Here is a 21,895-nt window from a genome sequence, read left to right on the forward strand (position 1 = left end):
GGTGTCGGTCGTTGCTCGAGACGCCCGTGGCGCGCGCGCCGCCCCCCCCCCCCGCGGGGGTGCGCGCCCCCCCCCCACCCCCGCCAGGGCTTTCCCCGCGGACCCCGGGCCGCGGCGCGGCCGGCTGGTCGGGTGCGGGTTGAATGAGGGATCGGCGGGGAGAGAGGGCCGGCCGCTGCGCGGCCGGTGACGGAATGTGAGGCTCCCCGCTCCGCGGGGGCCTGCCGAAGTCTACGTCGGCAGGCTTCGGCCTGGGGTCTTCCGCTTCGCTCCAGACCCTTGGGTTGATTCGCTTTTGCATCTCAACTCTAGCCGCTTTGCAACTATTTGGGCCAGGGTCTGCTTTGCTCCCCGGCCCGTGGGCCCGCTTCGCGGGCGGCTGGCTACGAGGGGTTGGGCTCGGTGCGTGGTAAGCCTCCCGCTGCACAGTTGGTTACGCATAGTCAGCGTGGCAGTGCGGGTGCGGCAGTGTCAACCTCCCAAGGGAACGAATCTGACGCTTCGTCAATTTTGCTCTGCCGCAGGTATCGGAGGACATCGGGGGTGCTTCCAAAGTATCTATATAGATACAGAGAGCCGGCTAGCCCGGGGCCCTGAGGGGGCGAATCCGCGCCCGTGTCGGGGCCTCTCCGGAGAGGATGGGGGCATGCCGCACACCATGGTCATCGCCGTACCCCCCGACGAACTGGCACAGCTTGACGCCCTGGTTCAGGAGCAGCAGACCGCCGAAACGCGGTGGCAGGCCGGCGCCGAACAGGACGCCGACATGCTGAGGCTGCGGGGGCCCGAACTACGCGCCGCCCGCGCACGGATCCGCGCGGAGCGGGACCTCCTCCGCGAGAACGGAACGCACCGGGTCAGCCGGCTCCGCGCACTCGGCCCCGCCCTCCGCGCCGAGCTGGACCAGCGTGGACTTCTACGAGAATGGGACCCGATTCCCGAGGGTGCTCAGCGGGCCGGACAAACCCTCGGAGGCACCGGACCACACTCGGGTACCGGGTTGACCGCCAGACTGTGTGTCAGCCTCACAGACACCCTCTGGACGCCCCTTCACCGGGGCGTCTACTGGACCAACGAACCATACGTCCACGCCTTGGAAGTCTGGAAAGACCGATGGGGCCCAGGCCCCGCCGTCGGCCGGCCGGCCGCACCGGCCGAGGCGCTCGCCGAGCGAGCCCGGCTCGCCGCCCACATCACCACCACCGGCGATATCGTCCGCATCGCGCTCACCCACACCGTCAGCGGTCGCCGGGACCGCTGACGCACGCGGGGCGGGCGGGCGAAGGTACGTCACGAACGCACGGTCAACTCCATACAGCGCAGGCCTCCGCCGGGATGCCACTCCATCGCCGGAGCCGCCGCATCGCCGTGCTCCGCACACCAGCCCACCGGGGTCACTCCGCCGCACTCCTGGCGCCGGCAGACGCAGACCTCGCCCGGGGCCGTATACGCCACCGCGTGACGCACCACCCCGCCCGCCGACCTCAGCGAGGCCATGCCCCGCAGCCGGGCCGGCCACGCCAGAGTGACCCGCAGGCCCCCGGTCCCCGCCTGGGACCGGTCAAGGAGCCGTACCTCGCCCGGCACCGCCAACGCCTCCGCGCCCGGGACGGTCAGCCGGCGCAGCATCGCGCCGAACTCCCCCGCCCCCAGCGTGGCGAAGGCGTCGGCGTCCCTGTCGGTCGACCAGCCCGACAACCGGTCCTCCCCCTCGATGTCGGAGGCCAGGGTCAGGAAGGGGTCGTCAAGCCGACCCCCCACCGCCAAGCCGCCACCGGCACCCTCAACCGCCCCGCCGCTGCCCACTCGTCGTAGGACTCTCGCCGCTGCTTACCCATACCGAAACACACTCCGATCGCACATCGCTTGGCCCGACAGCCGGGCTGTGCCGGAAAGATGCCGAAAGATCCGGTTTGTTGTCAATAGCCGTGCTTTTGGGCGGAGTTGGGCGCGCTCCGTCAGACCCGCGCCCGCGTACGCGAGGGCTGAATTCACCCGGTCGGGGGACGCATGGGTGACGCCGTGAAGCAGTGCAAGGGGAGCGCCCAGCACGCACCAGGGCCGCCACCCCGAGGGGGTGGCGGCCCTGGTGAAACCGGCTGCGGGCGGCCTATGCCGCGTCGACTACCCGGGGCTTCCTGGCCAGCACGGGCGGCGCGGAATCGGTCGGCTGAGACTCGGAGCGATGGGCAACACGGAGACCGGGCTGCGGCCACTCATAAAGACGGGATACGACCGACGAGGACCCGTCGAGGTCGACCGAAACTTGGTAGATCACACGATCGCTCGCCCATTCCTGGCGGGACATGACGGGGGCGTATCGCCATGCACCGGCCGACCACACGCGCAGGGCGGGCCGATCCCCCGGCGGCCAGGTCCACACCCTGGGTACTGGCCCGTCCTCGCCCGCGCGGTACGGGCGCGTCTCGGTGGGCTCGGGCGGCGGTTCGGCGGTGCTCATACTTCGACCGTACGCCTTCGCCACCGCGGGCCCGAGGCGGGTGGAGAACGCCGTCGGTGCGGGCCGTCCGGGCCCGCGCCGACGGCGTAGAGCGGTCTCGCTACCCTGCCGCCGGTCTGGCGGCAGGAGTCTGCATCCAGCGGACGACGTCGCGCGCCCGGGCTTCCCCGTTATCCTCGGACCCGAGGAGGGCGAGGGCGTCGATGATGTCGAGGAGGCGGCTCGCTAGCTCGCGAGCTGTCTCCGGATCTTGCTCCCTCAGCTTCCGCCAAACCGCGTGAGCATTCGCAATGACACGGATGGTTTCGGCGGGCGGGGCGCCGGCGTCCCTTCGTCGTTCGGCGGTTTCGATGAGGAGCTCGGCGGTGTCCGCCCAGTGTCCATCGGTCGCGGTGGAGCGGACCGTCAGGCCGGCGCGCAGCGTCATCATGTTGAGGGTGTGCGGGTGCTTGGGGCCGTACTCCTGGGCTAGATCCGTCTCGATTCGGTAGGCAGTGACGATGGCGTCCGCGAGGGCCCCAGCCTCGTCCTGGGCCCGGAGGCCCTCCATGCGAACCCGGTAGGTGGCAGGGAGGGGGCCGGTCCAGTCGTCGCCGCCGATGCCGTGGCTCGGCTGCTGCGTCTCGGTCGCCAGCGGCGGCGTGTCCAGGCGTGGCATCGGGACGGCCCGAGCCGGCGCGTGTGGCGCCGGGGCCGGCGTTGGGGCTGCTGTGGGGTGCGGCTGGTCGAGGGTGGTCACTGATCCGTCTACGTCAACGATCAGCGGCCATACCCCCGTTGCCTCCTTCGCGACGACGCGGACGGGGCGCCCGTGGAAGGCGGCTTTGATCCGCACCTCGGCGAGGGCTGCGAGCCGGGCCTGCTCAGGCGTGAGGCCTGGGGCGCTCACCTCTTCACCGTCGAGGGTCGCCACGCCGGACGACGTGAGGGTGATGGTGAAAACCGGGCTGAGGGGGACCTGTTCCGTGTCGATTCCCATATACCTATCCAGCGTTCGGGTAGTAGGGCGGCGCCCAACCCACATAGGTCGCACCCCATTTTGTTTCTATTTCTGTCGCGGGGACGACATCAATATATCCGGGCCTCCTAATGTCGTTGCTCGCAATCTCACCGTTCCCCAGGTACACGGCGACATGTCCCGCCCTTTGCCCTGTATCCCAAAACATTAGGGCGCCGGGCGGGGGATTCCTGTCCTTGTCGTGCTTCATGTTGGCGGGCATCTGGTGGTAGTGGTCAATGGCGTAGCCAGTGCCAGCGGAGCCCCATCCGTATGCAACGGCGGTGAACGCGAGACACATCCGGTACCACTTCTTGCCGCCGGCGCTGGTGCGGGCCTCCTCGCGGGCCCATGCGATGGCGTCTCGTGTGCTCCGCGGGTTCTTCACCTCGTTGGGCCACGGCGCCTTGCCGTCATGGAAGGGGGCTCCGGGCTCCGCCGGCTTCTCCCCTCCGTTCTTGCAGTCGTCAGGCTGCTCAGGTTGACCGCTGCTGCCCGGAGGAGTGGTTCCGCTGGTGCCGTGCCGGTTGAGGTCGATCCCTCCCTCCCGGGCTATGTCCCGGGCCATTGCCTCGTGTTGGTCGTAGTAGTCGGGGTAGGCGCTGCGCTGGACGGCTTGGGCTGCCTGCCCGAGCCGCATGGTCTCCCAGCCCTTGATGTCGGTCAGGCCGGGCGGATCGCCGTCGTCGCCACCCCAAAAGAACATCTTTGCCGCGTATTTCGGCTGCATGATCTGTTCTTTGGTTCCCCAGCCGGCGGCGGGTCGCTGCTGGAAAAGGCCGATGCTGTCGAGGTGGCCGTGGTCGAGGTTGAGGAGCGTGGATTCCTGTAGGGCCGTCATAAGGGCAATTAGGGTCGCCCGGCCGGGGAGCCCTCCCTCTTTGGCTATACCGTCGATGGTCTTGGCGTTCTCAACCTGAGCTTTCCGCAGGTACCCCGTGTTTGGGTTCTGCGGTTGTCCCTCGCCGTCGCTGGGCGGTTCGATGCTGGGTCGACCGCGGTCACCACAGCCGATGGCCCCCGCGCTGCCTCCCATAGCGACCACCAGGCCGAGGAGGAGGATGCCGAGGACGAGAATGCAGGACACCACGGCAGCGGCCTTGACCTTGAATACGGTTCCCTTGGCGTCGAGGAGGAGCCGTGCCGCGTCGCTGGCCTGCACTACACGCCCTGAATCCGCGTGACCCTCCATGTCCCGTCACCGGAGGACATGAGCTCCAGGTCGAGGGCGGTGGTCTCGCTGTACTTGGTGTATCCCTCGACGTCGACGGTGGCTGTCGCCTTGCGCCAGACACGGAGTGGAGTGTCGACGGGGAGCGTCGTCCCGGACGGTGTCACCGCCACGGTGCGCACGCTGGACACACCGCCCCGGCTGACGAGCCGGTCCCATGCCGGATCGCTGTGCTCGCTGAGGTTGGCTACAAGCGCAGGCGCCATGTAAGGCGCGGCGCGCTGGATGACCGCCTTGTGTGTCTCTTCCTTCGGAGGGTTGCGGGTGAGGTAGGCGCGCATGAAGGCTTCGGCCACGCGGTCAGGCGTACTCAGGTCCACGGCCGAGGAGGGGGAGGCCGAGGGCGCAGGTGAGCCCGGCGGCGCAGAGGGGGCAGGCGAATCCGCCGGCTTGTCGTCTCCCGGAGCCAAGGAAGCAGCGGCCCCGCTCGGGGCGGTGCTTCCCTTCTCGCCGAGGAGGTCTGGCCACACCCACCGGGCGCCGGCACCCATGGCGAGGATCAGCACCACGACGATCAAGGCGCCCGCAGGGCGGATCGGGTCGCGGCGGCGCTGTTCCCTCACCCATTCCTTCGTCTCGCGTCGGACGTCGTCGCGATGCTGAGCTTTCGCTCGGCGACGCTGCCGGCGGGTTCCTCCCTTCTTGATCTCTTCCGGGTAGGGGGCATTTGCGAGGATCTCGCGCCACTCCTGTGGCGATCGGTCGCTCATGTCCGCACGTTGGGCGGCAGGTGGGAGAAGTCGGGGGTGTTCCCCGGCCTCGCGTATTGCGGATCCGACCGCGGAGGACTGACGGGCTGGCGGGCAGGCGCAGTAGCGGGCTGACGCGGCGGCGCTCCAACGGTTGTGCTGCGAATGACGGTCCCCTGAATGATCTTGGGCTCACCCGGCGCCTGAGGCGCGGGGGCTTGCCGGAAGGCGTAGTTGGGCGCGCCGCCTGCCTCCGGCCGCATGACAGGCGTTGGCTTGGAGCTGTGGGGCCCGGGACCAGTCGTCCCGGCGCTGACCGGCGGCTGAGCGCTGCCCGAAGTGCTGGGCGGTAGGGTCGGGCGCGACTGCGGGGGAAGCCCCGGGCGGGGTGCCGGGATGGTGGTTGCGGTGGCGCTGGTGCCCGGCGAGCTAGTGCTCGGCGCCGTACTGCTGGGCGTCGTAGTGCTGGCGGGGAGCGACTTGCTCGATCCCGAGGGCGCGGTCCCGGATGAGGGGGGCAGCGGCACCGGCGGCCGTTGTTGGGGCACTCGGGTGATCGTGACTGTGGTGTCGGCGGACGCGTTCGGCCCGGGGGGAAGCTCCGGCCGGCCACCGCCGCCACCGCCACCGCCGCGCCCGCCGAGGGTCCTTACGGGCTGGTAGTGGTGACCTGGGGCGGGGCGGCCCTTTCCTCCGCCTCGGGAAAGGAAGCGGGAGGCGAGCACGCCGGCGACCATGCCGCCATTCGAGGCTCCGCGGATGCCCAGAATTTGAGCGAGAACAGACCGGAATTGGAAGGCCACTACGCCCAAGGCAATGGATAGCCCCATGGTGGGGAGCCATCCGTATTTTCCAAACATCTGCATGGTCGCCGTCTGTGCGCTGAGCACGGCACCAAGGACCATGGTCGCGAGGAAGCTTTCAAGCGTGCGTGCGAGTAGTTGATCGAACCACGCGAGGCCCCATTGCCGCGGACGCCCAGGGATAACCCAGAGGCATGCAAAAAATACCCCGGTTAGCAAAAGTAGGAGGGTGCCAAGAAATGCGGCAAGGGAAGTAAATGAGAGCACGAGGAGGAGGATGGCGAACAACAAGGCGACGACGAGCGCGGGGACGAGGACCATAATTCGGCCGACGGGGCTGTCCCCCTTCACCCATTCAACTGACGCGTCACCAACGGTGCCACCCTTCAAGTTGTCATTGATGAAGTCCTCTCGCTTATCACCACTGGTTCCCTGATCGAGAACTCTCCGGCCGTATTCCTTGCAGACCTCCATGCTTCCGAATTCGGCAAGGCACCACGGGGTAGCTACGAAGCCCCTCCAGATCGAGTCTTGCGATTTCCGGAGGAGTGTGTCGCGGCCGTTATTGGTGAATTTCGGCTGGTTCTTGAGCTTGAACGGGTAGTCACTGGACCCGTCGCCGAGGCCGTCGGCCGTGGCGGTCATGGTGACGCTTGCGCCGATCTGCCGCGCCGAGTCCACGCCGCTGACCCAGGTTTGGGGGCTGGTGAGGAGAGACACAGATACGACGGCGGAAATTAGGACCCAAGCGATTTGAGAGAGCCCTCCGCCGCCGCCACCCTTTCGATGCTGGACAAAAGCAATCAGGGCGCCGACTGCCAGAGCGCTTGGGAGAATGAATTCCATCAGGCTCTGAGAGGCGCCGCCGATCATGCCAGATATGGCGTTTTCCATCTCCGGGATTGACGTGAACCGAAAAACCCAGCCGACGATTACCGTCATGGCGAGTCCGACGATGACGAGCAGCCCCATGAGAATGTTGGCGAGGAGATGGGCGGTTCCGTCCACTCCCTCCCAGAAGCTAATGTCAGCGTCTATCGTCCATCGCCCGGCGTCGTAGAGTTCATACATCGTCTCCCCACCCTTGGGGATGTAGTCATCACTCGACGGGGACGAGAAAAGGTCTCCGATTCCAACCGGGGCGTAGTCTGCGGCATGCGCCTGACCAGCTAGAACCATCACAGTAGTAAATGCGAATACGACGGGAATTGCCGCGTTCCGCAGGCGCGGCACACGTTCGAGCATCAGCTACTACCCCCCAGCAGTAAGCACGGAGCGGACCAGCGCGAGCGGGTCAGACTGTTGCGCCGTGTCTCTCGGGCGCACGCTCTCGCGCTGGTCGACGACCCAAGTTCCACCCTCGTTGATCAGGCGCAGCGCAAGCCGCTCCGTCACGGTGGGCTTGCCGGGCCATGTGTAGGTGTAGGTGACCAAAGCGCCGTACCCGGCGGGGTGCTTGCCGACGGCGGGCACTTCGACGGCGGCGGAGGCTTCGACGAGCCCCATCTCCGCGCGCTCCGGCGAAGGGCTCGGGGCGACGGAGGGCGTACCACTCGGGGAGGGGGAAGCGCTCGTGCTGGGCTCGGCACTCGGTCCCTCCTCCTTGTGGTTGGCGATGCAGTCCTCGACGGTTCCGTACCTGCGGCGCTCGGAGGTGAGGCCGCACGCCGCCCGCCAGTCGTCGCGGTTGGCCGCCTCCATGTAGGTGCGGGCAGCAGCGAGCACGGCCCCCTTGGGGTCCTTGGGGCCGGGGTCGGCCTTGTCCTCCTTGTCCGCGCAGCCGGCCGCGAGGAGGAACGCGGCCAGGGCGACGGCGGCGGTGCGAACGGGGCGGCGGTTCATGCGGTCACCTTTTCGGCGTCGGCCGCGGCCTGCTGCTGCTCGGGGGTCGACGCCTTCGGTGAGGTGTCGAGGAGCTCCAGGAGCTCGCGGCTCGGCACGTCCCACTGCACCGTGGCGCAGGCGAATCGCCTGTCCCGGACGATGCAGTGACCATGCCTGATCTCCCCATCGGGCAGAAGACCCACGGAGCGGATTAGGGCGCGGGTGTAGTCGTCCTTGGGTAGGCCGAGGAGCTCAGCCAAGCCGTCCTGCTGTCCGCGGGTGGTGAGCTGGAACCCGGCCACCGTCGTGAGCTGCTCCGTGATGCCGACGAGCTCGACGAGGCTCTCGGGGTCCTGCGTGTCCAGGAGGAGGGAGGTCCCGAGAGCGCGGCCAACTCGGGCGATGTACTGCAAAAAGTTGGCGCCTTCGCGGGTCGCGGTCAGGACGTGCACCTCGGGCACGCAGACCGCCTTACGGAGCTGGCGCAGGTCCTTGCGGCCGGCGGTGGTGACGCCGTAGGCCAGCATGGAGTGCATGAGGGCGACGCTCAGGCGTTGGGTCGGGGTCCACTCGTGGCGGCCCGCCTCGACGCCGGGCAGGCTCAGCCCTGGCATCTGCACGACCCAGATCCCGGGGCCGGGGGTGATGAGGGGGGCGTCGCCGGTCGGGCGTCCCATGAAGGGGGCGCCGAGCGAGGTCTGTGCGAGCTCATGGAGGGCGTCGCCGGTCTCACGGGCGAGCGGGTCCTCCATCGTCCTGAGGTACTCGATCACCCTCCACGTTGCCGGTTCGCCTGCGTTGACGACCGCGTTCACCGCGTGGGTGATAGGCGTCTCGGCACCTCGCGTGCGGAGGTGTTCCGGGGCGGCGATGCTGAGCTGTGCGGGTACCTCACTGCGGGCGGCGTCGATTCCATCGGTGGCCAGCAGCGTGAACAGGTCGCAGGACCCCGCGAACCTGGGGCCGGTCTCGACGAGATGGGCGGTCAGCCCGTACCGGCGCGCCGCAGAGACGACACCCCCCAAGTCGCCCTTGAAGTCCAGGGCGATAGCGTGGGCGCCGCGGAATGCAGCGTCCATCATCGAGAGCATCATTGCGGTGGTTTTTCCGCGGCCGGAGCGTCCGACGTAGGCGGTGGTCGTGGCGTCGCCGCGGTCGGAGCCGGCGGTGACGTCGTTCCTGAACACCCCGGGAGTGGACCCGGTCAGGTAGCCCACGATGGGCCCGCTGTCGTCACCGACTTGAGCGCCACCCCACCACCAGGAACCGGCGAGGGCGGTCACGTCGCGCACGTGCCCGAGGTCCGGCACGCGGAGTTGGTCGCCGGGCTGGGTCTCGATGAAAAGCTCCCGCTGTTCCTCCTCGCCGACGACGACCTCGATCCCGATACCGCCGTAGTGGGAAATCACGGCGTCAACGCGGTCCCGCAGGTCCGCGAGCGAGGTGGTGCTCGTAACGATCAGACGCGGGTGGTCCTCTACGAGCGTCAGGTCTTCCCGCCGCATGTCGCGGGTCAGACCGGCCATGACGTGCTCGGTCTCCTCGATGTCCCGGCCGGGGTCCTCGGCGGACTGCCGCGCTGCTGACCTGCGTTGTTCCTTGGCGAGGCGGCGGGCTTCGTCCACGAGCTTGAGGGCGTCGCGTTTGGGCTGGACCCGAAACCGCACCGACGCTTCTGGGGACACCGGCAGGATCAGTGCACTCGGGTCAATTGCGGGGTCGAGCTCGTCCTCGTCAAAGTAGTCGGGAACGTAATTGATCTCCGAGAGGATGCGCAGCCACTCCCCATTGCCGGGGCTCTGCATCTGCTCGGGGAAGCCCGTCATGGTGAGTATGGACGTCCAGGCCACGACCTCGCCGTGAGCGTCGACCACGCGGAGATGGTCGGGGTGCGGCAGGATGCGACCCCTGGTGAGGGCAGCCAGTTTGGCGCCCGCAATGACGCCGCCCGCGGCGGCCGGAAGTGGTGCGGCGCGGTGCTGTTCGCGGGAGATCATCCATGCGAGCGTCTCGACTCGGGCCGGCTGAGCCTTCCACGGGCTCGCTTCCAGTCGGCGGCCGAGGCGTCGCATCTGGGCGTCGAGCTTGCTCAGCTCGCGCGAGGAGACGCTCGTCGAGGTGAGGCCGAGCCCTTCCTGTACCCCGCGGCGGCCTATCTTCTGGGCGGAGCCTGCCCGCTCGGTGAGTCGTACACCGAGAAGTAGGTGCCGGGAAGGGAGGCCGATTTGTTCGAGTCGGCGGACGCGGAGCTCGACCCAGTCCTGCCACTGGCCGTGGGTGAACATGCGGGCCGCCTCGGCGTGGTAGTCCTCCGCCTCAAGAGGGGACCAGAGAACCCGGAGATGGCAGTCGAATCCGGCGAGAGTGCGCGCGAGGGCGCTGGATGCGGCGTCGAGTTCCGTGTCGCGGGCCCCCTCCGACATGAGGTCCGTATTCGACGAGGCCAGGGTGTACCACGCCTCAGCGTGGCTCTCTGCGATCACGAGTCCGTCGGCGAGGGCGATGTACTGGGGGGCGCCGACGGAGCGGTCACCACCGACCCCAAGGAAGGTCCCCAGCTTCTGTAGCAACTTCATGACTTCCCCTCCTGCTGCTGGAGCTTGCGGCCGTACGCCTTGACCACGGCATCGGGGCCGTAGAGACGAGGACGTGCGGCAAGGCGGACCGGCGCGCCGGCCCCGGACGGTACGGGCTCGTCAGAGCCGAGCCACCGTTCGATGGGCCCGCCGAGGGGGCTGTCGAGGAGGATCTCCGTCCGGCCCGCCCAGCGCGCGCGGCGGCTGATCCACTCACTGCGGGCTGCGGCACGGCGCCCGCCACAGATGATCGGACGGTGCCCAAGAACGAGATAGCGGGCGCCGATAGACCAGCGCGTCAGGTTCCATCTCCGGTCTACCTTCCTGTTCTTCTGCATGCCGTAGACCACGGTCAGGAGTGGAGGAAGGAAGTAAAACGTAAACGTGATCTTGCTCGGGATGCCGAACACCAAGAGCATGGGCGGCACCCACAGGAGGTAGAGACTCAGACCCATGACGAGGGCTCGGCGCGGTACCCCCTCGCCGAGGTCCATCCCGAGGAGCTCGTGTTGTCTCGTGTCGAGCTGGAAGTGCCGCGTGTACGTGTGTCCGACCCTCATGACGTGCCTGCGACCTTGCCCCATATCTGGCCAAGCAGGATCTTGACGCCGTCCGGGTACCAGACGATCCCGGCGACGAACACCGCGGCGACGAGCAAAGTGACCATCTCCCCCCACTCCTTCTTGAGGAAGTGCCCCAAGGCGCGAACTGCCAGGAAGGCAGCAAACAAGTTGCCGACGACCGCAAGAATCCATTGCTTGACCTCGGCTCCCTCGGTGAGCGCGAGCGTCTCGAAGGCGGTTTGATGCAGCACGGGTCTCCCCCTTGGATATGTGAACTAGCGAGCTGACCAGGCCATATGCGGACTGCTCATTTCTTGTGAGCTGGGCGCATATGGGTTGGTCAGAGGGTTCCGCCGCGGAGGCCTGAGACCTGCCACCGGTGAGCGTCCGAGGACGACACTCGGGTCAGCGCTACGCGGTAGGACATCTCTACCTGGGCGCCCCCGAGCGCCCACAGGACACGGGCCGTCCCTGTCCGATCGGCTCCGTCGCCGGCATCAACGGTCCAGGAGGCAACACCCTTAAGCTCGATGCCCTGCGCCAGAGGCGGCAGGTGTGCGCCCGGCGCCGAGACGCTTTCGGGGTCGCCCCCCGCGTACGCCGTGAAGAACTTCGCGACGACGTCCTTGGTCTGAGCGGCGAGTGCACCATCGGTCGCTACCGCCGGAACATCCGCAACCTTGGGGCCTGTAGCCGGTATCCCGACGAGGCCGGGGGGGCCGGTCACGACGACACGCCCACCGGTCGCAACGACCGGTACGTCAAGGCCCACCCAGCGGGCTGGGAGCTGCGGGGGTGCTGCGGGGTTCGCCTTAGGGTCGGCTGGCTGCACTGCCCGGATCAGGACATCGACCCGCGCGACGGCCCGGCCTGCATCGCGAGGCGTGACAGCCCCGGGCTGAACGGCGAGCACCTCCTGATGCCCCTTGCCGTCCCACCCCATGGTGGCCTCAACGCCTGCCGCCAGGACCGAGCTCAGGAGGGCGACGCGCTCCTCCTTCTTGGTCTCGTCCCATCCGAGGTAGGCCCGAGAAAACCGCGCAGCAACCGCCTGGGCATCGGCAGTGGGGTACGTCGGGGCGGTCGTCACAGTGGGCGGTGCCGCCGTCGGGGCCGTGGGCGGAATGACCCATGCCCGCACACCCGTAATCGCAGCCAGGGCTACCACGGCCCATAGCAGGCCGCGGCCGAAGCGTCGGGCGAAGACCACGCCCGAGCTCTCATCCTGGGGCACCCAGGGCGCGGTCGGCGCCTCTGAGTTCACGGGCGCTGCGGGCACCGGGGGGAGCTGAGTTCGGGCGGCCAGTTCGGCGCCCGCGGCCTCCCAGGGGTTCACTGGGTGGGCGGCCTTCTTTGTCTTCTTCTTCGTCTTCTGCTGCTGGGGCAGTCCGGCGGTGAGCCCTTTGCCGCCCCCCTCCGGTTCCGGTAGACCCATGATCTTCCGGGCGATCGTCGAAAGCGTCGGCATCGCGCAACCTCCCCCGTTTGCGGGCTCATTGAGCCATGGTCACCGACCCTATGTCGGACATGATCATGCGTCAAAGGAGTTCGTATCGGTCCTTGGCTTGAAACCGACTGAGGCCATCACCGCAGATCACGGGCCGCTAGAGTGCCGCCGCAACGACCAACGAACGGGGACCTCGGGTGCGCATACGGCGTAAGCGGCTACGGGAACTGCGGCGGCTGCGTGGCCTGACTCAAGCGGCCGTCGCGGAGGCCGTGGGGTGCTCCCGGGCGGCGGTCTCTATGTGGGAGACCCGCGGAACTACACCTCTTTTAAATCGCTTGTACGCCTTGGCGGAGGTTCTGAAGGCCCCCGTTTCCGAATTTGTCGACGGCGCGCAGGATGCCACCTTGCGGGGGCTTCGGAAGTCGGCGGGGATGCTGCAACGAGATATTGCCAGGATGCTCCACGTAGGAACTCCCACATATTGCGACGTTGAAACTCACCGACAGGAAATTCCGGATCGCTGGATCCCAATCCTCTCCAAGGCGTACGGAGTTTCCGCGGAAGAGATTAGGGGGCTCGGCAAGCAAAGGTCGCGAGGGGAAAACTGAGGGGTGCGATGGAAATTCCTTCGCACCCCTCAGCCGGTTTCTGTGGACTATCCAGAGAGCCCGACGCACTCCGCCCAGAGCTCAGCACATCTCATCTGGATCATGTCGAGCGATGTTCCGGCCCCGCCACGCAACGTGATTCCGAGCTCGTCGGGATATCTCTCGGGGAGTGAACTCATGAGATAGAGGGAATCCGCATGGGTAGCCAACTCGTCGATTAGCGCGTTGGCGCGGGCGTTGCTAACTCGGGGAATTGGCCATCGCATGTGCCATCCGATTCCGATCAGGCATGGCGTCTTGCTCGCGAATTCATCGGCCCCGTAGACCCAGAGTCGACCGGCGACTAGGTCGACGGTCAAGAAGCACGCTTTCGCGGAGGTGAGCGAATCGTCATCGTCTGCGAGATAGAGTCTCTCCACTCGCGTTCGCTCACTGAGACTAGACATTTTGAACCCCCGCTTTGCCGTCTCCCGTCTGCGACGGGATCGCCTTGCTGGAGCCTTGCGTGTTCTTTTCCTGCCAGTTCTTCCACGCGTTGAGCCACGTAGTGAGTTCTTCCTCGCTGTAAGAGGAGGCCTGACCGTCCGTGACTCCCTCGGGGGGTGTAATCCCTCTTTGTGTGCCGCGCTTGAAATACGTACGCACCGTTGAGGCTTTCCACGGCAGGATTCCTTGGGCATGAGCCTCGGCGAGGGTGTACATCTCGGGGAGCTGTTCGTCCTCATCCGCGGTTGCCGCGGGCGCCTGGGCCGCGCCGGCGGGTGTCGCGTGGGCTGTCGCGTGGGCTGTCGCGAGGGGCAGTGTCGTGCGCTGTGAGCTGGGGAGACCTGCCGCACCCCCCGCCCCGGAGCCGAGCGCGACAGGGGGCCCGTACTTCCCTCCTGGCAGGAAGGCGGAAGTGGCGGCGGTGGCGTTTACCTCGTCGAGCACCTCAGGTGTAATCCATGGTGCCATTTCTCCACGGTCGAACCAAGCGGGGGCGGCGGGCGCGGTACTGAGATATTGGCCAACATAGGGCGTGATATAGCTTGGCTGAATCTCTCGAACGTAGAGATGATCCGCTTCCGGATCCTTTCGCTTGTCAGAGTAGGCTCCGCGCCCCGGGATGTCGGCGTTGTACCCCAGGACCGGCGTACTCTGCCCGAAGGCAACACCCCAGGAAATACGGTCCTGTTGCCCAACGGCAATGCGGGTGCCGATCTGTTCACGCTCCATCGTGCCACCAAAAAACGCATTAGCGAATTGCTGAGTTCCAACGACGACCCTGTGATTAGAGGAGCGCCCTTGCAAAAGGATAATGGCGAGCCATTCCAGGAAGGGAGGCGTCCCCTTACCCTTGATTCCGTATTTCCACCAGGTATAGGCAAGCTTGATCAAGGTGGGGAGTTCGTCGATGACGAGAGTTCGCGGAATCAGTTGAGCCCGGAGCGCTGGATCCGCTCCTCGTTCGGCGGCGGCCTCTGCCGCCATCATGGAAGTAAGGAACTCAGCAAAGGCGGCCACGCATTCGCGGATTGTCTTGTGAACTCGAACCCCGGAAAACCCCTCCGCTTCGGCGAGACTATTTCTCTTGGTGTCGAGGATATCGATCAGTTCACCGTTCAGGCGGCCATGCACCACGGGAATGTAGAGGACGGTTGACTTGCCCGAGCCAGTCGTACCGGACACGCCCCAATGTGGCGTGGCCGTCTGTGTCTGAACCACAGCGTCAACAATCGAGTCGCCTTCGATCGCGAGACCAACGAACACCCGGCGAGGGTCACCGGTCGGCCGCCACGGAACGGACTCAGGAAGTACAGGCTTCGATTTCGGCTTGGGCTTCGGAGTCCATTGCACGTAGTGCTCCTTTTCAGTGCGCTCCCAGTGCGCCACCCATTCACCGGGTACTCGCTCGTCAATCACTCTCTCCACCGCGGCGACAGCTTCCGGACCCCCCACCCACTTCGCAGGGATACGGAGCACGATTCGAGCGTCTGACGCCCGGATGTCGTCTGGTACGGACATCCATCTGTGACGAGGCTCCGTGTCCTCCATTCGGAGGATCTGACGGACAGCCACCCATAGCCCGGGACCGTAGATTTGGCCATGTGTCCACACCGGGCGGACCCGCCACCAGTCAAGCCCGGCTGAGCTCGTTAGCGCCGCGATTACCACCGCCCCCGCGGTGGCGATTAGTACCACCTGGGTCTCCGCGGGGAATCTCCACAGCCCCCAAGCAATGGGCAGCGGTGCCAAACGAACGACTGAGCGCGCCGCCCGCGGCCAGCGGTGCCACACCCCTAGGACTCGTCCGATGCCTGCGAGCCCGCCCCCCAGGAGCCGCACGGGGGCGGCCATCGCGAGGGCCGCGCGGCGCACGCCACCCACCGCCGGCGGCTGCTTCTTGAGTGGCCCGTACGAGGCAGACACCGGGGTCGCGCCGAGTTGCTCGACCGGTGTCTCCGTAGCTTGGTCGTCCGGGAGTGGCGCGCCTGCCTTCCACCACGTCGCCTCGCTCCTTGGCTCGCCGACGAGCTCACGGCCGGACAGGTACCGCCCGATGAAGCCGATCAGATTTCCCGCACCTTGCTCGATGCTCCGGTTGAACCTCTCGCGGTCTGCCGGCGTGCCCTGCTGCGCGAGCACCGCCACGACGATGAGCGCCGCAAACAGGCCGCCACCGCCCAGGCCGATCACGCCGCCAGGCAGGGAATCAAGGCTCGGGAGGTCCGGAAACGCCAACGCTTCCATGTTGTCCCCCTTCTATGACGCACGCGCGTGGCGTGCCTGATGATCCTCGCTCACCACGAGACTGGGACGCCCGGCGGTTTCCCTGCTCAACCCCGTGTAGTCGAGGGTGTCGGCGCACGGGATCAGCCAGTCTGGGGGAGGGCATGGCTGAGGCCCCGCACCCGATGGCGGGGCCTCACGTGTGGCAGCTGGCAGAGTCAGGCGTCGGCCATTTTGCGGGCGACCGTGCGAGCGGTAGCGAGGGGGTCGGTGCCGGTGCGGCGGAAGTCGGCGAGGCTGGTTCCGTCCGGTGTGAACCGGCAGGCCCGGACGGTGTAGAGGGGGCCGTGTGGGGTGGGGCGGGTGGTGCAAGTGCCGGCCAAGGGTGCGTTGCAGTAGCCGCCGAGGGAGGCCAGGAGGAGCCGCTCCGTGTCGGCTTCGGTGGCAGTGGCCGGGTGATTGAGGTGTGCGATCTGTTCGCGGGTGGAGGTGTCGTCGGTGCGGGTCTGAAGGGCGATGATCGCGGCGCCCAGAGGCGGGCAGATCACGTTGTGGTGGATGCGCTCCGCGATCCGTTCGGCGAGGCCGAGGCGCTCCATGGAACAGGTAGCAACAATGAGGGCGTCAGGGCCGGCGGGGTCGTCGAGGAGGCGGAGGCGTTCGTGAACAGGGCCTCGTAACGGGGTGACGGTGAGGTCGGGGCGGTGGGCACGGACAGCAGCGGCCCGGCGGACTGATGCGGTGGCGATGGTGGCGCCGGCGGGGAGGGTGTCGAGGGTGGCACCCCGGTGTCGGGTGACGAGGCAGTCGCGGGTGTCATCGCGGGGCAGGTAAGCGCTGAGGCAGAGGCCGGGGGTGTCGTGAGTACGGACGTCCTTGAGGCAGTGGATCGCGACGTCGATGTGTCCCGCGAGGAGGGCGGATTCGATTTGGTCGGAGAACACGCCGTCGGATTCGAGGGTGGCCCGGTCCGCGCTGCGGTCACCACCTTCGCCGTGAAAGGGATGGAGCGTGGTGGAGGTAGGTGCGAGAGCCGCGAGGATCGAGGTGCTCTGCTTGAGGGACATGAGCGATGCGCGGGCGCCGAATCGGAGGGGGGCCATGGTTCTCCTTTGGTGACGTTCTGTCGGTATCTGATCTGTTTTGTTCCGCTTAGAATGTCTTGCCAACAACCCTGCGTGTGGACGGAGTTGGCAGATGGGTGACGTGGTCGTGGTGGGATCGCGGGCTAGCGCGCTGGCAAAGACCCAAGCTCGGGAGTGGTTAGAGCAGGTCCGGCCCATGCTGCCGGGGGTGGTGTTCAAGCGGCGGTTGCTGACGGAGGGCGGGGACCGCGACCGGGTCACATCCACCCTGGCGGAGGTCGCGAGGACCACCGGCGGATCGGCGTTCTCCTCCGACCAGGAGGCCGCGCTCCTGGCTGGGGAGGTGGACGTAATCGTGCACTCCCTTAAAGACCTGCCGACCACCGTCGCAGACGGAACGGTCCTGCTGCGCTCGCCGGGGCCTCGGGAGGACGTACGGGACGTGCTGTGCGGGGCGAGCCTGGCAACCCTGCCGCGAGGGGCGATCGTCGGCACGGGGGCGCCACGGCGAATGGCGCAACTTCGGCACCTGCGGCCGGATGTGACGGTCGTGCCCATCCGCGGGAACGTGCCGACACGGTTGCGGCGGGCGGGCCGGTCGGGGATGCATGCGGTGGTTCTGGCGGCGGCCGGACTGAACCGGCTCGGCCTCATGCCCCCCGCAGGAGAGCGGGAGGTCCTCAACCCGGCTACCTTCCTGCCGTCCCCCGGTCAGGGTGCGCTCGGGATCCAGGTGCGCATTGGGTCCCGGGCGGCCGAGCTGCTGGCCGGCACTGGTGACGTGGGTGTGGATGCGGCGGCGCGGGCAGAGCGGTCCCTGCTGGCGGAGCTGCATGGCGGCTGTTCCGTTCCGGTGGGGGCGTGGGCGCGCGTGGAGGCTGACGGGCTGCTACACCTGTCCGCGGCCGTGACGTCCGTCGACGGCGCCGACCAGGTCACGGCGGCCGGACAGGGGCCGGTGGACGCCCCGGAGAAACTGGGCGCCCACCTAGCGGGGGAGCTCGTCGCGCGAGGGGCCGTGCGCATCCTGGAGCGGTTCAGGGCGTCCTGAGCTGGCGGGCGATGGTCAAGGCGCCGTACGTGATCACGCCGTCGGCACCGGACCGCTTGAGTGCGGTGTACGCCTCCACCAGGCCGCGGACATCACGGCCGCCGTCCGGGCGCGGGTCGGTCAGCCGCAGGTATTCCCCCGAGACGCTGAACGGCAGCACGGGCACGGTCAACTTGGCCTTGAGCGCCACAAGGGTGTCCACCGTGTGAAGGGCGGGTTCGGTGAGGATCATGTCAGCGCCCTCGGACACCATGTCGGCAGCAGCATTCACGGCCTGTTCGGGCCGGCTGGGGTCGAGCTGGAAGACGCGGCGGCCGGATCGAGGGGTGGCGCCCATGGTGGCGCGGTAGCCCTCGTAGAGCGCGGAGTCGTAGATCAGGTGGGGCATGATCGCCACGTCCTGGTGTCCGGCCGCATTGAGGGCGGCGCGGACGGCGCGGATGCTGCCGGGAATCATCGCGGCCGGTCCGACGATGTCGGCCCCGGCGTCGGCCTGGGTGACGGCCTGGGCGGCGAGGACTTCGGTGGTCGCGTCCATGTCCATGCGGCCGGCGGAGTCGGCGAGCCAGCACTCCCCGGAGTCGTTGTGCGAGCACACACAGGTTTCGGTCATGACGGCGGTGTCGGGTCGGGTCTTCTTGATGGCACGGATGGTGCGGGCCATGAGGCCGGTGGGGGAAGCGGCCTGGGAGGCGCGGGCGTCGCGGAGGCGGGAACCGGCGAACACCTTCACCGCCTTCACCCCCGCGTCGGTTAACGCGCTGGTGGTGGGGGGGATGTCGGCGAGGGTGAAGGTGGGCATGGGCCTGTCGGCGGTGTCGTCGTCCTCGCGCATCAGGAACACCATCGTGAGATCGGCCGGAGTCAGGACGGGGCCGGTGAGGAAGTGGCGTACAGCTGGGCGGTGCGTCGGCATAGTGGTCCTCCATCGGTGAACGGTTGTGTAGTCCCCGCGGCCTGGATCCGGACGGTCAGTGTCGTCCGGGCCGCGAGGCGGTCGGGTGGCCTGCCCCGCCGTTGGGCATGGGGTCCGGGGCCGGTGGTCCTGGGGGAGTGCGGTCTCCACACCGGCAGGCCCGGCCGCTGGTGTTGGCGTGACTATGGTCGGGGTTGAGGCATGTCGCGGCTGGTGGCTCCGGGCTGACGGTGTCGGCAGACATCCCGGTCTGTCCGGTGTGGGAAAGGAGTAGGACAGCCACAACGTGGCTGGCTGCCCACAGGACGGCCATGGCCCCGCTCAGCAAGTCGGCTCGGGACACCAGAGGCCGCGTCCGTACGCAAGGCCCGGTCACCCGGCCGCCCTGGCGCAGTCCTTTATGAGGGCCTTCACTTCGCGGCCGGTCGCGAGGCGTGCCCACAGGTATGCCTGATCGGCGTCGACACCAGCCCATCCGGAACCGATCTGTACGACCTTGCCCGTGAACTGTTGTGGGACCTCGCCTCGGTTTTCGGCATAGGTGGTGCCGGTCACGGTGTCGCCGACGGCGTACGGGCAGCGGCGCGAGCGCGTGGCCATGGTCACCGCTCCCCCGTCCTCGTGCTGTCGGCCGGCCGCTCGTCGCTCGGATCCGGGTCGAGGCCATCCCACCGGGCCAGGAAGCGGCCAAAGCCGTCGGCGGCTCGGTCGGCGAGCTCGTCGGACGGTCCTTCCGGGGGAGCGGGGAGCGGGTGGTGATGCGTGTTGTGGGCGCGGGTCACCGCGTCCTCCTTCCGACGCAGGCCAGTCGGGGGCCGGGGCCCGGCCCGTGCCGGGCCCCGCGAGGGGGTGCTACCACTGAACGCCCGCGGTCGGGTCGGGAGGTAGGGCGATCAGGCGCCGGACGCAGGGAGCACCCTAGGGCGATTTGGCCTGTCGTTTACCTGCGGCGGCTTCGGGTGTCGCTCTACGGTGTGGCGATGGACACGCGGCGAAACCTCGCGTTAGAGGCGTGGATGGCAACACAGGGGCTCAGTTCCCGAGAGCTCGCTGACCTGGTCAATCGTGGGGTCGGCGAGCTGACCGGACGCGTTGGCGGCCTTGACGACTCCAATATTCGTGCATGGAGGTCAGGCCGCGTCCGGTGCCCCAAGGGGGCCCAGCTCCACGCCCTCGAACTCATCTCCGGCCTACCTGCGACCGACCTAGGGTTCGTGCGCCGGGGCCACCTCACGGCCCCCACCCCCCATCAGGAGCACCCGATGAAGCGCCGCAATTTCGTGAACGGGATGACCGCTGTGGCGGCTGCTGTGGCCGGCCCCACCCCCCTCGCTCCGGCCGCGCCCCGGGTCGGGATGTCCGACGTGGCGCGGCTGCATCAGCGATTCACCGACATCATCGCCTCGGACCACCGGCACGGCGGGCAACCGAGCATCGAACAGGAGGCGGCCCGCCTCGCCGAGGAGGCGCTCAGATTGCAGGGGTCGGGCGGGGCGTCACAGCGCGTACGGGCGAACCTGTATGCGACGGCGGCCTCGTTCCGCTCATCGGCTATGTGGGCGGCCATCGACGGCCGCCGCTTCGGAGACGCACGTAACCACTGGCGGGAGGCGTGCCAGCTTGCCGAGCTGTCCGGGGACCAGGCGATCAAGTTCCGGATCTGGTCGCACGCAGGAACGATGTTCCGGCACCAAGGTCGTCCCGCAGAGGCAGCAGCGGCCAACGATGTTGCCCGCTCGCTAGGGCTCGTCCGCCGAGATCCGCTGTTTGCCTCGCTCGGCCTGGCTCGGCATGCGGCGATCCACGCGGCGGCGAACGAGCGCAAAGCGGTCCGGCGGGCATTCGGCCAAGCCGAGGAAGCGATGGAGCGCGCCAACCGCGGCGATGTGCGGCCCGTGTGGATGACCGCCTTTTACGACCGCGCCGAACTCGACTCCCTCGCCTTGTCCGCGTACCTGGCTCTCGGGGACTGGGCGACTGCCGAGGCTCACGGGCACCGGTGCTTGGCCGGCCTGCGTCCGCACATGCATCGGTCGCGGGCAATCACCACGGCCCGCCTGGCAAGGGCGCAGCTCGAACAACACGAAGTGGAGGCGGCTGTCGCCACCGCCATGCGGGTCTCTGCCGATGCGGCCACCGCCCACCCTCGTGTGGTCGGCATGCTCGACATTTTCGGGCGCCGCCTCGCCGAACTCTCCCCGTGCAGCTCTCACACAGACGTGTGGTGGGAGTTCGCCGCCACCATGAAGGGACATACGCGATGACCGCTGCCGCCATGATGCGCCGGCACACAGACTTCACGCCCAGGCTGCGGCAGGTGATCGGCGATCTGTATGCGCAGGTTCGTGCCGACCTCCTCGACCACCCGAACTACCGCCTCGACACCTTCCTCGAACGCCTCGACCGACACGGCATCGAGCCCGGATTCGCGGCTGTCGTGGCGCACGCGCCGGACGGCGCCGCAGTCGGGTACGCGTACGGCAACACGGTCAGCCCGGGAGATCGGTGGTGGAAGCGGATGAACTCCCCGGTCCCGGGCCGGTTCACCTCCCGTGATGCGCTCGCCGTGAAGGAGATTGGGGTCGTGCCTGCATGGCGTGGCATAGGTGTGTCCCGGCAGATGCATGACGCCTTGCTCGCCGGACGACCGGAGACGCACGCGACGCTGATGGTGAACCCCGCGGCCGGCGACGGGAAAGTGATGCGCCTGTACGCGGGGTGGGGGTACGAGGAGATCGGGGTCGTGCAGCCGTCGCCGGAATCGCCGTGGCTGGTATGCATGGGACGATCAGTGCGACGGTAGGCCGTGGCGTTGATGCACAGGGCTAATGCTGTGACCGCAAACATTCACCGGGTTGGGACGTCGTCCCACGTCATGCGTTTCTGGCCTACCGGCCACATAGACACGCAGATGACGCCTTGTCCGAGTGCC

20 protein-coding genes are annotated in these 21,895 nt (G+C 67.9%); 5 read left to right on the plus strand and 15 right to left on the minus strand.

The features are described 5' to 3' along the window. Nucleotides 1–646: 646 nt before the first annotated feature. Nucleotides 647–1,261 carry a hypothetical protein gene (locus ACFVGY_RS30510; RefSeq protein ID WP_385683314.1) on the plus strand — a complete coding sequence of 205 codons (615 nt, stop codon included), beginning with the start codon at nucleotides 647–649 and terminating at the stop codon, nucleotides 1,259–1,261. A 29-nt stretch (nucleotides 1,262–1,290) separates the two neighbouring features. Here ACFVGY_RS30510 and ACFVGY_RS30515 read toward each other — a convergent pair whose 3' ends face one another. The 10 genes from ACFVGY_RS30515 to ACFVGY_RS30560 form a co-directional block, all read right to left on the minus strand. Further along, nucleotides 1,291–1,761 carry a hypothetical protein gene (locus ACFVGY_RS30515; protein WP_385683317.1) on the minus strand — a complete coding sequence of 157 codons (471 nt, stop codon included), beginning with the start codon at nucleotides 1,759–1,761 and terminating at the stop codon, nucleotides 1,291–1,293. An 800-nt stretch (nucleotides 1,762–2,561) separates the two neighbouring features. Then, a complete protein-coding gene (locus ACFVGY_RS30520; RefSeq protein WP_385683320.1) occupies nucleotides 2,562–3,440 on the minus strand; it encodes a hypothetical protein in 879 nt (292 codons plus the stop codon). A gap of 4 nt (nucleotides 3,441–3,444) precedes the next feature. After that, nucleotides 3,445–4,620: a peptidase M23 gene (locus ACFVGY_RS30525; RefSeq protein ID WP_385683323.1), complete on the minus strand. Its 1,176-nt coding sequence runs from the start codon at nucleotides 4,618–4,620 to the stop codon at nucleotides 3,445–3,447. Continuing rightward, nucleotides 4,620–5,399, minus strand: coding sequence for a hypothetical protein (locus ACFVGY_RS30530; RefSeq protein ID WP_385683326.1), 780 nt, complete (start codon nucleotides 5,397–5,399; stop codon nucleotides 4,620–4,622). The genes ACFVGY_RS30525 and ACFVGY_RS30530 overlap by 1 nt, the downstream gene beginning before the upstream one ends. Further along, nucleotides 5,396–7,426 carry a hypothetical protein gene (locus ACFVGY_RS30535; RefSeq protein ID WP_385683329.1) on the minus strand — a complete coding sequence of 677 codons (2,031 nt, stop codon included), beginning with the start codon at nucleotides 7,424–7,426 and terminating at the stop codon, nucleotides 5,396–5,398. Before ACFVGY_RS30535 ends, ACFVGY_RS30530 begins: the two co-directional genes overlap by 4 nt. 6 nt (nucleotides 7,427–7,432) lie before the next feature. Beyond that, the gene (locus ACFVGY_RS30540) at nucleotides 7,433–8,023 is read right to left on the minus strand and encodes a hypothetical protein (protein ID WP_385683332.1); all 591 of its coding nucleotides are present in this window, start codon (nucleotides 8,021–8,023) and stop codon (nucleotides 7,433–7,435) included. Next, nucleotides 8,020–10,581 carry an ATP-binding protein gene (locus ACFVGY_RS30545; protein ID WP_385683334.1) on the minus strand — a complete coding sequence of 854 codons (2,562 nt, stop codon included), beginning with the start codon at nucleotides 10,579–10,581 and terminating at the stop codon, nucleotides 8,020–8,022. Before ACFVGY_RS30545 ends, ACFVGY_RS30540 begins: the two co-directional genes overlap by 4 nt. Beyond that, nucleotides 10,578–11,141: a hypothetical protein gene (locus ACFVGY_RS30550; RefSeq protein ID WP_385683337.1), complete on the minus strand. Its 564-nt coding sequence runs from the start codon at nucleotides 11,139–11,141 to the stop codon at nucleotides 10,578–10,580. Before ACFVGY_RS30550 ends, ACFVGY_RS30545 begins: the two co-directional genes overlap by 4 nt. Next, nucleotides 11,138–11,395 carry a hypothetical protein gene (locus tag ACFVGY_RS30555; protein WP_385683339.1) on the minus strand — a complete coding sequence of 86 codons (258 nt, stop codon included), beginning with the start codon at nucleotides 11,393–11,395 and terminating at the stop codon, nucleotides 11,138–11,140. Before ACFVGY_RS30555 ends, ACFVGY_RS30550 begins: the two co-directional genes overlap by 4 nt. A gap of 89 nt (nucleotides 11,396–11,484) precedes the next feature. Next, complete coding sequence (locus ACFVGY_RS30560) at nucleotides 11,485–12,612, minus strand: conjugal transfer protein (RefSeq protein ID WP_385683342.1); 1,128 nt, start codon at nucleotides 12,610–12,612, stop codon at nucleotides 11,485–11,487. Between the two features lie 176 nt (nucleotides 12,613–12,788). Between ACFVGY_RS30560 and ACFVGY_RS30565 the strand changes: the two genes are divergently transcribed. Beyond that, nucleotides 12,789–13,202, plus strand: a complete 414-nt coding sequence (locus ACFVGY_RS30565) for a helix-turn-helix transcriptional regulator (RefSeq protein WP_385683345.1) — start codon at nucleotides 12,789–12,791, stop codon at nucleotides 13,200–13,202. A gap of 438 nt (nucleotides 13,203–13,640) precedes the next feature. Here the strand turns inward: ACFVGY_RS30565 and ACFVGY_RS30570 are convergent, their stop codons facing one another. Continuing rightward, the gene (locus ACFVGY_RS30570) at nucleotides 13,641–15,932 is read right to left on the minus strand and encodes a type IV secretory system conjugative DNA transfer family protein (protein ID WP_385683348.1); all 2,292 of its coding nucleotides are present in this window, start codon (nucleotides 15,930–15,932) and stop codon (nucleotides 13,641–13,643) included. Between the two features lie 197 nt (nucleotides 15,933–16,129). Further along, complete coding sequence (hemC, locus tag ACFVGY_RS30575; RefSeq protein ID WP_385683351.1) at nucleotides 16,130–17,014, minus strand: hydroxymethylbilane synthase; 885 nt, start codon at nucleotides 17,012–17,014, stop codon at nucleotides 16,130–16,132. A gap of 94 nt (nucleotides 17,015–17,108) precedes the next feature. Between hemC (ACFVGY_RS30575) and hemC (ACFVGY_RS30580) the strand changes: the two genes are divergently transcribed. Then, nucleotides 17,109–18,047, plus strand: coding sequence for a hydroxymethylbilane synthase (gene hemC, locus ACFVGY_RS30580; protein ID WP_385683354.1), 939 nt, complete (start codon nucleotides 17,109–17,111; stop codon nucleotides 18,045–18,047). On the opposite strand, the gene ACFVGY_RS30585 is transcribed toward hemC (ACFVGY_RS30580), so the two are convergent. The 3 genes from ACFVGY_RS30585 to ACFVGY_RS30595 all read right to left on the minus strand — a co-directional run bounded on the left by ACFVGY_RS30585 (nucleotide 18,034) and on the right by ACFVGY_RS30595 (nucleotide 19,745). Beyond that, nucleotides 18,034–18,963, minus strand: coding sequence for a hypothetical protein (locus ACFVGY_RS30585; RefSeq protein ID WP_385683357.1), 930 nt, complete (start codon nucleotides 18,961–18,963; stop codon nucleotides 18,034–18,036). The genes hemC (ACFVGY_RS30580) and ACFVGY_RS30585 overlap by 14 nt on opposite strands. Nucleotides 18,964–19,335: 372 nt before the next feature. Continuing rightward, nucleotides 19,336–19,569: a hypothetical protein gene (locus ACFVGY_RS30590; RefSeq protein WP_385683360.1), complete on the minus strand. Its 234-nt coding sequence runs from the start codon at nucleotides 19,567–19,569 to the stop codon at nucleotides 19,336–19,338. Continuing rightward, on the minus strand, nucleotides 19,566–19,745 hold the full coding sequence (locus ACFVGY_RS30595) for a hypothetical protein (RefSeq protein ID WP_385683363.1): 180 nt from the start codon (nucleotides 19,743–19,745) through the stop codon (nucleotides 19,566–19,568). The genes ACFVGY_RS30590 and ACFVGY_RS30595 overlap by 4 nt, the downstream gene beginning before the upstream one ends. A 480-nt stretch (nucleotides 19,746–20,225) precedes the next feature. On the opposite strand from ACFVGY_RS30595, the gene ACFVGY_RS30600 reads away from it, so the two are divergent. Together ACFVGY_RS30600 and ACFVGY_RS30605 are read left to right on the plus strand one after the other, a co-directional pair. Continuing rightward, on the plus strand, nucleotides 20,226–21,227 hold the full coding sequence (locus tag ACFVGY_RS30600) for a hypothetical protein (RefSeq protein WP_385683366.1): 1,002 nt from the start codon (nucleotides 20,226–20,228) through the stop codon (nucleotides 21,225–21,227). Beyond that, entirely contained in the window at nucleotides 21,224–21,766 is a 543-nt protein-coding gene (locus ACFVGY_RS30605) for a GNAT family N-acetyltransferase (protein WP_385683369.1), read from the plus strand. The genes ACFVGY_RS30600 and ACFVGY_RS30605 overlap by 4 nt, the downstream gene beginning before the upstream one ends. The last annotated feature ends 129 nt before the right edge of the window (nucleotides 21,767–21,895 follow it).

Origin of the sequence: Streptomyces sp. NPDC127106 (assembly GCF_042677605.1) — a bacterium.
Classification (GTDB): domain Bacteria; phylum Actinomycetota; class Actinomycetes; order Streptomycetales; family Streptomycetaceae; genus Streptomyces.

Excerpts from the sequence above, each read along its gene's own strand:
- ACFVGY_RS30510 (WP_385683314.1), top strand. The coding sequence starts at position 647 with ATGCCGCACACCATGGTCATCGCCGTACCCCCCGACGAACTGGCACAG.
- ACFVGY_RS30520 (WP_385683320.1), bottom strand. The coding sequence starts at position 3,440 with ATGGGAATCGACACGGAACAGGTCCCCCTCAGCCCGGTTTTCACCATC.
- ACFVGY_RS30530 (WP_385683326.1), bottom strand. The coding sequence starts at position 5,399 with ATGAGCGACCGATCGCCACAGGAGTGGCGCGAGATCCTCGCAAATGCC.
- ACFVGY_RS30535 (WP_385683329.1), bottom strand. The coding sequence starts at position 7,426 with ATGCTCGAACGTGTGCCGCGCCTGCGGAACGCGGCAATTCCCGTCGTA.
- ACFVGY_RS30540 (WP_385683332.1), bottom strand. The coding sequence starts at position 8,023 with ATGAACCGCCGCCCCGTTCGCACCGCCGCCGTCGCCCTGGCCGCGTTC.
- ACFVGY_RS30545 (WP_385683334.1), bottom strand. The coding sequence starts at position 10,581 with ATGAAGTTGCTACAGAAGCTGGGGACCTTCCTTGGGGTCGGTGGTGAC.
- ACFVGY_RS30550 (WP_385683337.1), bottom strand. The coding sequence starts at position 11,141 with ATGAGGGTCGGACACACGTACACGCGGCACTTCCAGCTCGACACGAGA.
- ACFVGY_RS30560 (WP_385683342.1), bottom strand. The coding sequence starts at position 12,612 with ATGCCGACGCTTTCGACGATCGCCCGGAAGATCATGGGTCTACCGGAA.
- ACFVGY_RS30570 (WP_385683348.1), bottom strand. The coding sequence starts at position 15,932 with ATGGAAGCGTTGGCGTTTCCGGACCTCCCGAGCCTTGATTCCCTGCCT.
- hemC (WP_385683351.1), bottom strand. The coding sequence starts at position 17,014 with ATGGCCCCCCTCCGATTCGGCGCCCGCGCATCGCTCATGTCCCTCAAG.
- hemC (WP_385683354.1), top strand. The coding sequence starts at position 17,109 with ATGGGTGACGTGGTCGTGGTGGGATCGCGGGCTAGCGCGCTGGCAAAG.
- ACFVGY_RS30585 (WP_385683357.1), bottom strand. The coding sequence starts at position 18,963 with ATGCCGACGCACCGCCCAGCTGTACGCCACTTCCTCACCGGCCCCGTC.
- ACFVGY_RS30600 (WP_385683366.1), top strand. The coding sequence starts at position 20,226 with ATGAAGCGCCGCAATTTCGTGAACGGGATGACCGCTGTGGCGGCTGCT.
- ACFVGY_RS30605 (WP_385683369.1), top strand. The coding sequence starts at position 21,224 with ATGACCGCTGCCGCCATGATGCGCCGGCACACAGACTTCACGCCCAGG.